This window comes from Moritella sp. Urea-trap-13 (assembly GCF_002836355.1).
GTDB lineage: Bacteria > Pseudomonadota > Gammaproteobacteria > Enterobacterales > Moritellaceae > Moritella.
The window spans coordinates 611936-625102 of sequence record NZ_PJCA01000027.1 but is presented as its reverse complement, the minus strand read 5'-3'; the positions used below and the strand labels follow the sequence as shown (position 1 = coordinate 625102).

The 13167-nt window shown below is 40.1% G+C and carries 14 protein-coding genes; 5 read left to right on the top strand and 9 right to left on the bottom strand.

The window, feature by feature from the left end; translation table 11 throughout:
* Positions 1-32: 32 nt before the first annotated feature.
* The gene (locus CXF93_RS05635) at positions 33-722 is read right to left on the bottom strand and encodes a response regulator (protein ID WP_101061440.1); all 690 of its coding nucleotides are present in this window, start codon (positions 720-722) and stop codon (positions 33-35) included.
* Positions 709-2367, bottom strand: a complete 1659-nt coding sequence (locus CXF93_RS05630) for a sensor histidine kinase (protein WP_232784118.1) — start codon at positions 2365-2367, stop codon at positions 709-711. The genes CXF93_RS05635 and CXF93_RS05630 overlap by 14 nt, the downstream gene beginning before the upstream one ends.
* Positions 2368-2689: 322 nt before the next feature.
* Between CXF93_RS05630 and CXF93_RS05625 the strand changes: the two genes are divergently transcribed.
* Complete coding sequence (locus CXF93_RS05625; protein ID WP_101061438.1) at positions 2690-4219, top strand: methyl-accepting chemotaxis protein; 1530 nt, start codon at positions 2690-2692, stop codon at positions 4217-4219.
* Between the two features lie 16 nt (positions 4220-4235).
* Here the strand turns inward: CXF93_RS05625 and CXF93_RS05620 are convergent, their stop codons facing one another.
* Positions 4236-5120, bottom strand: coding sequence for a LysR family transcriptional regulator (locus CXF93_RS05620; protein ID WP_101061437.1), 885 nt, complete (start codon positions 5118-5120; stop codon positions 4236-4238).
* 330 nt (positions 5121-5450) lie between these two features.
* Between CXF93_RS05620 and CXF93_RS05615 the strand changes: the two genes are divergently transcribed.
* Both CXF93_RS05615 and CXF93_RS05610 read left to right on the top strand, forming a co-directional pair.
* On the top strand, positions 5451-5975 hold the full coding sequence (locus CXF93_RS05615) for a cytochrome b (RefSeq protein WP_101061436.1): 525 nt from the start codon (positions 5451-5453) through the stop codon (positions 5973-5975).
* A 2-nt stretch (positions 5976-5977) separates the two neighbouring features.
* A complete protein-coding gene (locus tag CXF93_RS05610; RefSeq protein ID WP_101061435.1) occupies positions 5978-7303 on the top strand; it encodes an ethylbenzene dehydrogenase-related protein in 1326 nt (441 codons plus the stop codon).
* Between the two features lie 110 nt (positions 7304-7413).
* On the opposite strand, the gene CXF93_RS05605 is transcribed toward CXF93_RS05610, so the two are convergent.
* Both CXF93_RS05605 and CXF93_RS05600 read right to left on the bottom strand, forming a co-directional pair.
* Positions 7414-8625, bottom strand: coding sequence for a sodium:proton antiporter (locus CXF93_RS05605; RefSeq protein ID WP_101061434.1), 1212 nt, complete (start codon positions 8623-8625; stop codon positions 7414-7416).
* 15 nt (positions 8626-8640) lie between these two features.
* Positions 8641-8982: a DUF4144 family protein gene (locus CXF93_RS05600; RefSeq protein ID WP_101061433.1), complete on the bottom strand. Its 342-nt coding sequence runs from the start codon at positions 8980-8982 to the stop codon at positions 8641-8643.
* A gap of 233 nt (positions 8983-9215) precedes the next feature.
* On the opposite strand from CXF93_RS05600, the gene CXF93_RS05595 reads away from it, so the two are divergent.
* Positions 9216-9818: a 2OG-Fe(II) oxygenase gene (locus CXF93_RS05595; protein WP_101061536.1), complete on the top strand. Its 603-nt coding sequence runs from the start codon at positions 9216-9218 to the stop codon at positions 9816-9818.
* 59 nt (positions 9819-9877) lie between these two features.
* Here the strand turns inward: CXF93_RS05595 and CXF93_RS05590 are convergent, their stop codons facing one another.
* Entirely contained in the window at positions 9878-10252 is a 375-nt protein-coding gene (locus CXF93_RS05590) for a nuclear transport factor 2 family protein (protein WP_101061432.1), read from the bottom strand.
* 167 nt (positions 10253-10419) lie between these two features.
* Here CXF93_RS05590 and CXF93_RS05585 point away from each other — a divergent pair, with 167 nt between their 5' ends.
* On the top strand, positions 10420-11370 hold the full coding sequence (locus CXF93_RS05585) for a LysR family transcriptional regulator (RefSeq protein ID WP_101061431.1): 951 nt from the start codon (positions 10420-10422) through the stop codon (positions 11368-11370).
* Between the two features lie 32 nt (positions 11371-11402).
* On the opposite strand, the gene CXF93_RS05580 is transcribed toward CXF93_RS05585, so the two are convergent.
* From CXF93_RS05580 to soxR, 3 genes are all read right to left on the bottom strand, one after another.
* A complete protein-coding gene (locus CXF93_RS05580) occupies positions 11403-11609 on the bottom strand; it encodes a 2-hydroxymuconate tautomerase family protein (RefSeq protein ID WP_101061430.1) in 207 nt (68 codons plus the stop codon).
* Between the two features lie 202 nt (positions 11610-11811).
* Positions 11812-12441 (bottom strand): LysE family translocator, encoded by a 630-nt coding sequence (locus CXF93_RS05575; RefSeq protein ID WP_101061429.1) that lies wholly within the window; start codon positions 12439-12441, stop codon positions 11812-11814.
* A 215-nt stretch (positions 12442-12656) separates the two neighbouring features.
* Entirely contained in the window at positions 12657-13085 is a 429-nt protein-coding gene (gene soxR / locus CXF93_RS05570) for a redox-sensitive transcriptional activator SoxR (protein WP_101061428.1), read from the bottom strand.
* Positions 13086-13167: the final 82 nt, after the last annotated feature.

The following is a 13167-nucleotide window of genomic DNA, read 5'->3' as shown; positions in this document are numbered from 1 at the left end:
ATTCACTAACTAATGGTTTGCATAAACAAGCATTATCTCGCTTGTTTTTTATAAGTTCGTTCTGGACGCCCGACTGTACCGTAGTTTAAATCAGCAACCAGTTCACCAGTGCTAATGAGGTGCTCTAAATAACGTCTTGCCGTAGTCCTACTTGCACCAATCAATACCCCCGCATTATCCGCAGTGATATCCTCATGGTCAGTAAACAAGCTACGTACTTTATCCAAGGTGACACTATCAATGCCTTTAGGTAGACGTGATGCAGCTGGGTTTTTAACGCTAACAGAGATCATCGAATCAACCAAATGCTGATCTAAATCATCTAGGTTACCAAATTGATTTTTCTGTTTGAGGTACTTATTTAACGATTCTTCTAAGCGCGCAAAGATCACTGGTTTTAAAATATAATCAACCACCCCACCGCGCATTGCCGCTTGTAATGTATCCGCGTCACGGTCTGCAGTAATCAAAATCACATCACATTGATGCTGCTGTTGACGTAAATCACGCAGAATATCTAAACCATTACCATCGGGTAAATACACATCCAACAAGATTAAATCGGGTGTTAATACATCGAGCAAGGTTTCAGCTTCTGCTTTCGAAGTGGCGATACCGATAACCTCTAAGCCATCTATTTTCATTAAATTACGGCGGTGGATCTCAGCGATACCCACATCATCCTCAATGATTAAGACTTTAATCGCCTTAGTTGATGTCATTTTCAATATCCTTATCAGCATGCTGTTTTGGTAAATACACCGTCATTCTTGTTCCTTTATTATCTATGCTTTCCATCATTAATTGCCCGTTATATTGGCTAATAATTTGATTAACAAGATGAAGTCCTACGCCTCGATTATTTTCTGATTTGCTCGATACGCCTTGCTTAATCAACTCTTCTTGGGCAATGTTTTTTGGTAAGCCACAACCATTGTCTTCTACTTCAATAATGATTTCATCGCCAAAATCAGAAATACTCACCGTTACTTTTTTTTCTGACTTGCTAGTATGACTGCTGTTGCAAGCATCAAAACCATTATCAATAAAATTACCTAATACCGTCACCATATCCTCTGCACGAATATGCTCAGGCAAGGCTAATAGCTGCGAGCCTTCATCAATCTCTAATAACAGCCCTAACTCTCGGGCTCTTTCACTTTTACCCAACAATACCCCGGCAATCATAGGCTCGTGGATCGCTTCGCGTAAGAACTGGATGAGATGCTGATAGCGCTCTGTTTCTTGTCCAATTAAACTCAGCACTTCTTCATTTTTACCCAAATGTATAAGCCCGCTGATGGTATTTAATTTATTGCTATGCTCATGGGTTTGCGAGCGTAATAGATCCGAATATTCGCGTACTTGCGATAACTGTTTGGTCAGTTCGCTTATTTCATCTTTAAGCCGAAAACTGGATACTGCACCAACAACTTGACCATCAACAATGAGGATCTGCCTGTTCGCCACAATTGCTTGGCCTTTAATCATCATTTCAACATTATACTCACTGACTTTACTGGTCAAAATTTCGGTCAAATTATTCTCGGGTAATACTTCATCCATTTTGCGGTTCAGTACATCTTCCGCTTGCACTTTAAAAATATCACAGGCACTACGGTTAATAGAACGTAAGTAACCATTAGCATCAATACTCACCACCCCTTCTTTAATGGTGCTGAGTGTGACTTCAAGTTCCATATACAAACGGCCGAATTCTTCCGGTTCAAAGCCAAATATCGCATTTTGAAATTTCTTGGCGGTAAAATTAGAGATCAACGCATTAGTGAGTACCACGAGCGCAATCATAATTAGCAGGAAGATAAGAAAGTGATCGGCTTTACTTTCAATGCTCGTCAATAAATAACCAACCGACACGACGCCGATAATATTACCTTTGCGATCAATAATCGGGGTTTTCCCTCTGACAGACCTGCCTAATGAACCGTTAGCAACGGAAACATAAGATAAGCCTTGTTTTAAGGCTCTATAATTATCATCACCCTTCATCGGCTTACCGACCCGCTCATTAATAGGATGAGATAACCGAATACCGTCTTTATTACCCACAACAATAAACGCCGCATTGACCGACGCGCGTAAATATTCAATTTTAGCTCGGATGAGTTCAGGATTATTGGTTTCTATCGCTTTAATGACACATGGCGATGTAGACAAAAATTTAGCGATACCAAGGGCATTATTACCACTATCTTGTTCTTCCCAGTGCTTTAAATAAGCAAATCCAGCAATCGACAAGATCAATAATTTAACAATACCGGACAAAGTCATGATCAATAATAACCGTCGTCTAAAGCTTAATTTCTGCCAATTAAACAAGGCGTTATTTTTTAAGATTGCAATCATGCCAGTAAAACCGATGATAAAGAGGAGGTAATGATAACATTAATCCGCATTTATAACTCGGTATTAGCATAAAGTCTGCTTAACCCCCTGTTCAGTAAAATAGTATTAACATGACTATAGATAGCATTCAGCTAACGCTTTGATAAGAATATAGTTAAGAATAATATAGTTAGTAATAAAACATTTACACTAATTTAACTTTTCGCGCCCTATTATCAAAAAATTTAAGGTATCATGCACCCATTAAGAGGCATATTAAATACCAATTAAAATACCTATGACAATTTAGTGCTATAGCGGCTACAGCGGAGATAAACAAGTAATGAATAAAAGAAACACTCAGGTCATTAATGAAGAAGTTTCATTTGATGTGCAAGATGAATTAGTTTCTACCACCGATACTCGGGGGGTTATTACGTACGCTAACGCCGTTTTCTGCCAAGTCGCCGGTTTTTCACTTGATGAATTAGTCGGTAAAAACCATAACATTGTCCGTCATCCCGATATGCCGGCAGCTGCTTTTAAAGACCTTTGGAGCAATTTAGAGGCCGGAAAACCGTGGCGTGGCGCGGTTAAAAACCGTTGTAAAGATGGTCGCTATTATTGGGTTGATGCGTTTGTTACGCCAATTCATGAGCAGGGTAAATTAGTTGGTTATCAATCGGTACGTAAAAACCTCGCGTTGCAAGACAAGCAAGCAGCTCAGGCGGCTTACACGACCATTAATAACGGCAAGAGCTTATTCCAATGGTACCAACGTCCGCTGTTAAAACCGTTAACCTTCTTTACGCTAAGCGCATTAATACTGTTCTTCAGTCAAACTATGCCTTACCTGAGTATGCTATTACCACTACTGCCTTTTATCATTTTCTACAATGAATTGATCACGGTACCGCGTTATTTTGCTAGTCTAAAACAGCGTTATGACAGTGTTTCTCGTTATGTATTCTCAGGGTTGAAACCACAAGGTATTGTCGATTTCCAACTGAAAATAGAAGAAGGCAAGATCCAGACTATTTTAGGCCGTGTGGTTGATAGTAGCCGCTCACTCGAAACTGGTGCTGACAACCTTACCTCTGCAGCCCACAAAGCTAAAGCAGGGGTTGAGCAAGAAACAGCGGAATTACATCAAGTCGCAACCGCAATCACCGAAATGGCATCGACAATTGCAGAAGTCTCGCAAAGTACGCTATTAACGTCGGAAAAAGTGCAACTCGCCCATGATGATTGTGAAAGCGCAACCAAAGCCATGTCAGGTACTATGGTTCAAGTGGGTCAACTCGCGATTGATGTAGCACAGTCAGCCGCATCAGCAAGCATGCTGTCGGAGGAAGCCCAAAAGATCAGCTCGATCATGTTAGAAATTCGCGGTATTGCCGATCAAACTAATCTGCTGGCACTGAATGCGGCTATTGAAGCCGCTCGCGCTGGTGAACATGGTCGTGGATTCTCAGTGGTGGCTGATGAGGTGAGAGCGTTATCAACCCGTAGCCATAAAGCGACAGAGCAAATTCAAACCTCGATTAACGAGATCCAACACACTTTAGTGCAATGGTCGGCAACCATGCAACAAGGTAAAGAGTCTGCCGAACTCTGTGTCAATGAATCACAACGCACTCAAACCATGATGCAAAATGTCTATGGCGCGATCACCGATATTTCCGATCTCGCGATTCAAATATCCAGTGCATCAGAAGAGCAGAATATGGTGTCACAAGAAATTAGCCGCAATATCGTTAATATCAGTGATGCTTCACAACACAACCTGCAACAAACTGAGTTAGTAGAACGTGAAGCAGCTGATATTAACAGTAATTCTAAATCGTTAGCCGCGTTAGGCTTAACCTTCTAACAAGTCCTTAACGGGATCATAAATGTTGTTTTATATAATCTAAAAACACCCTGATTTTAGGGGAAATAAGATCCCGTTTTAAGTACAGCGCATAGGTTGAACTCAGTCGCTCGTAAGGACTGAAGCTATGTTGCGCAAGCACATGGACCAATTCACCATTATTAAGCTGACGCCTGACAGCCCAACCAGGCATTAATGCCAAACCGGCATGGTTTAATACCAATTGCTTTTGACCATTGACCGAATTCACAATCAGTCCTTCTTTAATGGCTAGTTTACGCGGCTTATTGCCCATTAAATACCAATCACGCCAGCCACTATAACCATAACAAATACAGTTGAAATCACTCAAATCATCCGGTGTTTCCGGGGTGCTATGTTCAGCCAAGTATTGTGGTGTGGCACAGAGTAAAAAGTCATTATCCGCTAACTTAGTCGCAATTAAATTCGAGTCAGATAAACGGCCACTTCGTATGGCAATATCAACGTTGTCTTCAACGATATCGACAACCCTTTCAGTCAGCTCTAATTCAATATTTACATCTGGATAGGCTTTCATAAAACCGGGTACTAGCGGTAATACACACGACTCACCAAAACCCACGGTCATATTGATTTTTAAATTACCTTTAGGGCTTTGCTGTAAATCATTCACCGCACGATTAGCCTCATCGAGATCGGCAACAATACGCTGAGAATAATGATAATAAGTCGAACCAGCTTCAGTTAAACCAATATTACGCGTGGTTCGATTGAGTAAACGAATGCCTAACTCCGCCTCAAGTGCAGCGAGTTGCCGGGATATTGAAGAGGGTTGCACATCGAAAGCACGACTTGCTGCAGAGATACTGCCTGTTTCCACAACACAATTAAAATAGTGTAATCGCGTGATCATACTCATCTATTTATTTACCCAATGTCGTCACCGTCCCTAAATGGGTATGGTGATAAATTTAAATTGACGGTTTATTATCAACACTAAATCCGCTGTAAAACTTCTTTTGCACTATGCCACAAAATTAATTTTTATCGTTGATGCAAATTTGATCCAAATCAACCAAGGGACATATTATGTCTAAGTGGAAGTCATAATATGTCACAGTTAAAGTCATAACATGCCACTATAGGGGTAGTTACATGTCACCATTGGGGTCGGGATATCCACTGTTGGGATGGCCATAATCCAGCCCAATAATCGCTTTAATAATCATTTTATTATTTTGGAGAAAATATGAAAATTTTTGTACCTACTGAACATTTCAGTTCAGTGAGTAAAGTCGTACACATCGTTTCAGCAATCGCATTTATTGCCGCATTGTTGCTGATGTTCGTTAACCCAACCGCAGACTCTGCTGCTTTTAATCTACATCAGTCTTTGGGTCTATTAGTACTGGTACTTTATTTGGTACGTATTACCTGGATGAACTGGGCGGGTAAACCTAAAGCTCTGGGCAATAATATGGAGAAATTTGCAGCGCATATGGCGCATATGGCGCTATATGGCATCCTAGTATTCATGCCACTTAGTGGTTTACTCATCGCTTTAGCTAAAGCAAAAGATACTGTGGTATTTGGTCTATTTTCTATCCCTGGTTTTTCTGAGCGTAATTCAGGACTGATTGACTTTGCATACAGCGCACACTCGATTCTTGAAATCGTTTGTTATCTTTTAGTGGCGGCACACGTTGGTGCAGCATTATACCATCACTTTATATTAAAAGATGAAACCTTAAGCCGTATGATGGGGAAAAAATAATAATGAAAAAATTTATAAATGTAACAAAGAATGTTGCACTGGTTTTAGCTGCGAGTTTAACAACGACAGTGAGTGCTTATGATATGACTGACGGTCGTGTTAAATCAGACGTTAACTGGGAAAATGTACCAGTAGTACAAAAAACATTATTTTTCCCGGGTATGATCACTTTTGATTGGATCAATTCGCCAGCGCATAAAGGTACAACAAAACCAAGTTTTGAAACTAAAACTTGTTCTAATTGCCACCAAGGTGAAGAGGAAGGATTAGGTAATCTATTAATTAAAAATGATCGCCTAGATAAAGTTGCAGGTAAGCCCGGCTCAATAGCAGCAGAATTCCAATTTGCTAACGATTCAGAATATCTTTATGTAAAAGGTACTTGGGAAACTGAATCGCCGTTCCCGGGGCGTATGCATGATATGATCATACTTGAAGATGGTAAGTGGACCATTATTGGTGGTGATAAAGGTAAAAACCCATACACTCCCATCTACGAAGATCGTTTCTCATTAATGATTGATGACGGCAGTGTCGACCAATTTGCCCAACAAGGTTGTTGGATGTCTTGTCACCGTGGTGAGCGTGATATTGGTCAAGCAACTAAACGTGATGTATCAGCGCTACCCGTAATTGGCAAAGATGGTTTAGGTAAAAATGATATTCGTAAATATCTTCCCGATACGCGTACCGAACGTTATGGTCTAAACTGGGATAAACTTAAAACCCAAAAAGAGATCGATCAACTTAAAGCAGATGGTAAATTTGTTGATTTGATGCAATGGCGCTCAGCACGTAGTGCTCCAACAGGCGCTGCCGATGATGGTTACGTACTTGAATACCGCCTGAATGATTCCGGCAAAACAGTATTTACATGGAACTTTGACAAAAAGAAAGGCGTGCCGAAGTACATGTTCGATAAATCTGTGACTGGTTTCTATGCACTTGACGAAGCTGATTTCACTGACTTAAGCAAAAGCATTGCGCTAATCGAAGGTGTGAACACTATGCCATACGATGCAAGCAAAATTAAAGACGGTCAGTACCTACAAGGTCGTATAAATCGTGAAGGCGGCGGCTCTGCTAGTGACAACAACGAAATTGCATCTTCATGGACAGATGGTAAATACACAGTTATCTTTAAGCGTAAGCTAGATACTGGTTCTCCAGAAGACGATAAAATAATGAAAGTAGGCGGTACTTACGATTTCAATATCGCGATTCATGATGGCATGGCAACAACGCGTTATCACTTCGTTACACTTCCGTTCACTGTGGGCATTGGTGAAAACTCTGAAGGTAGTGTATTAAGTACAACGGTTAAGTAAAAATAATTAATGAGGTAAGCCAAATGTGCTTATTAATTTAATATAAACATAAACAGCGATTTTACGAAAAGTAAAATCGCTGTTTTTTACTGCTTATAAATCATTCTTACCTAAGACAGATCTTTATGCTGTTTACTGTATAAATTAGCAAAAGGTTGTGCGCTAAGCCCATGGGCAAAGATACTCATTAAAATAGTTAAGGTAACAACGGCATAAACAGTATCGAAACCGACAGTATCACCGACTTCATGCGCCACAATCAGCACATATAAAATAGACGCAATACCACGCGGCCCAAACCAAGCAATAAACACGCAGCTAGCCATGTCTAACTTGGTGCCGATTAATGAAATAATCACCGGTAACATACGTAATACAGTGAGGCTTAACAACGCATAGATAACCACGTTTAAGCTAATATCATGTAATGTTAACGGCACAAACGCTAAACCAAATAAGAAGAAACTAATAAGAATAAATAACTCGCCTTCACTTTCGGCAAACTCTTCAATATGTATTCGCGCTTGCGCACTGGTATTACCAATATATAAACCAGCAAAAAATGCAGCAATAAAGCCATTACCTAAGAATGCTTCAGCAAGATAAAATGCCAGAATAGCTAGGGCGATTGGGATCAGGTTTTGATAACTTTCTTCAATCCAATTGTACTGTATGGCTTTATTGAGCAATTTTGCCCCAAGGTAACCAATAATACCACCGACTAACATGCCAAACACGATCTGCTCGGCGACATACCAAACCCAGCTATAATCATCCGCTCTGGTTAGCCCGCTGGTTATCAACGCCACGACTGTGAGTATAATTGGTAAAACAATACCATCATTTAAGCCACTTTCGACATTGATACTCGAGCGGATCATTTTCGGTACTTTGGGATCAGATACCACCGCTTTACCTAAGGCGGCATCTGTGGGCGTAAGCAGTAGCGCCAGCAATATCATGTAAGTAACAGGTTGATCAGGGAATAGCCATATAGCCACCGCAGTACTGAAGATGATCGTCAAAGGTAGACCAATAAACAGTAATCTTGCGGGTATCTGCCACGAACGGCGCAGTAACTTAAGATCGAGCAATGCAGCATCACTAAATAATACCAACACTAACGCGATTTCCACCAGCACAGTGACAAATTCAGCGTCAATCTCAACGGCGGTAATATGTAAAGCAAACGGTGAACAAATAAGCCCTAATACGGTAAACACCATAGGACCGGATACATCAAACTGAGCGAGCTTTTTTGAGATAAAACCATAAAACAACACGATTAAGGCAATAATTAAAATAACGACATGATCGTCCATGACTAAAACTCCGACCTAAAGTGCATTGATTTCTTTTACCATCGCAATCACTTGCTGGTGGGTCTTGGCATTTATCTTTGCAGAACAACAATAATTTTCAATAACCGCATGTTGACGAACTAATTCGACAAATTCGGGCACCGAGATCTGGGCATCTAAAGCCACAAACGCGGTAGTATTAACAGTTGCTGAGACGCTCGGTAGCGAAAATAACGCCCCACTCATATCGATTAAGCGGTCTTCTAGTTCATAACACGATTGGCATAAGTCGGCGTCATTCAACCAATCGCTTAACGATGCAATGTAGATGAGTTCATCTTCACCTTGATATTTGATCACTGCGGGCCACTTTATCATTGACGTATCCTATCGAAACTAGTTTATATTACTCACTGTAACATCTTGTTATTATTATTTCATTTAACAACTTCAATCACTTAAATTTTGCTGTTAGTGATTATTCACTCACGCCTTATCTTTAATCATATTTAAATGGATCAAACAGCGTATACTCACCTTCTCATTTACCCATATAACGAAATCAAGTGGACACAGTTCCCATTACGTTAAAAAATAATTTTCGTGCCACCATGGATACAATTTTAGATAATATTCATGAGTATGGTTATGCAGTCATCGAAGATGCACTACCTGAAGGTGTTATTGAACGATTACTGACTGATTGCCTTGAAAACCAACCAGACTTTAAAGCCGCAGGAATTGGCCGTCGCCAAGACTCACAACTAAACGAACAAATACGTAAAGATAAGACCCTATGGTTAACAGGTGCAAGTACTGCGCAAGCTGACTTTATGGCACTAACGGATGAGTTGAGATTAGAAGTGAATCGCAACTTTTTCTTAGGTTTATTCGATTATGAATGTCATTACGCAAAATATGAAGTGGGTGATTTTTATAAAAAGCACCTTGATGCCTTTAAAGGTAAATCCAACCGTGTGTTTACTACCGTCTGTTATCTCAATACGCCCGATGCTGGTGGTGAATTACTCATCTATGCTCAAGACTCTGATGATGTGATCGCACGTGTAGCACCAAAAGCAGGTTCTTTAGTGGTATTTGAAAGTGAGCGCTTCCCCCATGAAGTACTTATGGCTAAATCAACACGCTACTCGATAGCTGGTTGGTTTAGAACGAACAACTCTATTGCTGGTACGATAGACCCGACGTTATAAAAAAAAAGGACGAGTGATATTACCATCGCTCGTCCTTTGCTATTCATCAACAACGCAGCTTAGCGCTCGCCTTGCACTTCAAAATCATCAGCCGCTAATAACGCACTACCATCCGCTTGAATACGCCATTGTTCGTGATGCACTACGCCGAATGCTTTATTCATAGTCCATTTAGCGGTTAATACATAGCTATCATCATTCATTGCAGTCCATTCAACTTCGGTATAATCAACGTAGCTAAAACCTTGGTCGATGATACCTTGCCAAAATGTTTGGATCTCTTCACGACCAGTGAATGTGCCAAACGGACGCGCGTGCATCACAGTGCCTTCTTCATATTGCGCTGCACAAGCTGCTGCATCTTGATTATTAAAGGCTGTCTGCCATGCTGCGATACCGGCTTTACATGCTAATAGAGTTTGTTCTTGTGTCATCGTCTTGCTCCATGAATTGTATGGCTGTTATATAAGTGTATGGCGTTACTTTAGCGTTATAATTAACAAACAAAAACAGACTAATAAGAAAACACTGTTAAGATAAACAGAACAATGGCCATAACCAACAACCAACAACGCTAGATGACATTAGGTAAGCATAAATCATGAGTAAATTGAAACAAATGACGGTATTCATGTATGTCGTCAAACTCGGTTCGATAACCAAAGCAGCGGAACAACTCGATGTGTCTAAATCTGTTGTCAGCCAGCACCTTAAACAACTTGAGTCCGAGCTTGCAGTCACCTTGCTTAAGCGAACTACGCGAAAACAGAGCCTAACGTCAGCAGGTGAGCACTTTTATCAACAATGTTGCACCATGCATGAACTGGCAGAGCAAGCATGGCAAGATGCGCAAAAATTACAGCTTACGCCACAAGGTCTAATCAAGATAACCGCACCGCATGCGTTGATGGATCATCTAGTTTTACCCGCACTGCACGAAGTATTTCATGTCTACCCAGACGTTGAACTCGAATTGATTAGTCATGATGGTCGCTCAGATTTAATGCAAGAAGGTATTGATATTGCGATACGGGTTGGGGAGTCGAAGATGAGTAACCTCAAACAAAAGCGCATTGGTGATTTTAGGGATGTGCTGTGTGGTTCAGTCGAGACGATTAACAACCACCAAACAGATATTGCGGCATTAAAATTGGCTGATAATACGAATACTAATACTGATGCTGGCAAGCAGGTTAACTCATTAGCTAAAATCCCCTACGTCGCTAACCATTGGCAAGAAAAGTCGATTCATCACCGCTTTAGCAGTAAGAAAAGTCGTAGTAATAAACTAAGCACGCCACGCTTTGAACTGAATTTTAAAACCCATCATAAGGCCAACACCCTACCCACTTGCTTAAGCATGCTAGAGCAAGGTTTCGGTGTTGGTATTATTCCGGATTTTATCTTTGCGAAACATAACAATGCGTTGGCCGAGCTGTTACCAGAGCATCAGCTCGATAAGGTCAATGTCTATGCATTGCACGCTTATCAAGCTGCGGTACCGATTAGTGTGACGATGGCAATAGAGGCTATTGCCAAGCGACTTGGGTAATTGCTAACGGATTTACAATGCTATTTACAGCGTTAGGTTTTAGCTTTTTTGCGTAGTTCAGTCACGACTTCGCCGCCTATTCCCCAGTTGTCAGTATTCACTTCGTCGATAACAACAACGGTGGTTTTCGGATTCTTCCCTAAGACATCCACCAGCAATTGCGTTGCACCAGCGATTAACTGCGCTTTTTGCTCTTTCGTTACTTGTTCATCTGTGATTTTAATATTGATATACGGCATAATTTTAATCTCCTGCATTCCTTTACAAATGAATACCTTACCTGAGCTATGTTATTAATGCTATTGCTAGTGATGGGTTTTGAGGAAATTTGGCTTAGTGTTTTCCCAAGCCACAACTGGACAAAACTGGCTTAGGCTTTAAAAATACAGTTCGCATTACATAAAGTATAATAACATTGAGATTAACGCCTTGTTATATGCACTATTTATTACTACTTAAAGCTATTTTGGCACTTAAACCAATTAAGATAGTTCCAGATACACCTTCAAGTACCCTTGAGTATTTCTGTGCTTTAGGACTGCTGAATAAAATACTTCCTAAACTGGCATAGAACAAGTTGCAACCTGTTGCCAACACACTAAATAACAAACCTAAGGTCAGTAGCTCACTTGTAGCATTAAGTCCAGTAGGGTCAATAAACTGCGGTAGAAATGCTAAAAAGAACATTGCAACCTTAGGGTTTAATACGCTAACAATAACGCCTTGCTTGAAAACATTACTTTGTTTTTCATTTGTATTTTCAACACAAATTTTAGATTCATTTCTATAGCAATTAATCAGCGATTGCACACCGAGGTAAAGCAAGTAGATTGCGCCTAAATATTTGATGATTGTAAATAAAAATGAAGAACTCAAAATTAATGCAGAAAGCCCTAAAACAGCAGCTAAAGTATGAATCAAATAGCCAACACCTAAACCCAGTGAAGCTTTAATACCAGACTTCATTTTTCCTTTCATGGTATTTGTCACAATGTAGATCACGTCAGGACCAGGAATCAGGTTTATAGATAGCGCTGCAATTACAAACAGTATTAATGTATTCATTTCCATTACGACAATACTCCAAGGGGCATATAACCGTTAATTATACGAAATTCCGTATAACGTGAATTACATTCCAATTTAATTACCATCAACAATATCAAATTAATAAGTAATTAAAAATGATTAATAAAAAATAGCCCATTTCTATCAAATAAAGGCTATTTGGCGTTATAACGCCTTACACAGAGGAAAGTAAAAGTTGAGACCGAAAGTCGATGCTTCTAGCTTCCCCATAATACCGCCCCTTTGCCTTCCTGAGCTAATATGTCTTGTGGGTTTCTTAGCTTACATTTATTAATGGATAGGCAACCACAACCAATACATTCATCAAGTTCATCCCTTAAAGCTTGTAAGCTGTTAATACGTTCGTTTAACTGTAACTTCCACGTATTTGCCATCGCCCTCCACTGTTCTTCTGTGGGTGCACTTTCTTTGGGTAAGTGATAAAGCGCAATTGTCACTTCTTGTAAAGACACGCCTAACTTTTGAGCCATTTTAATTACAGATATTCGCCTTAATACGCTGCGGTCATAGCGACGCTGATTTCCAGTATTACGCCAACTTTGAATAAGCCCTTTCTTCTCATAAAAATGCAAGGTTGATACTTTAACACCAGCCCTTTCTGCCACTTTCCCAACGCTCATTTCCATCTGATGTCCTATCTGATTTTATATTTTAATCTATGAAAGATATCACTTTACCTCAACATAGGTTGAGGTATTAGACTAGCAG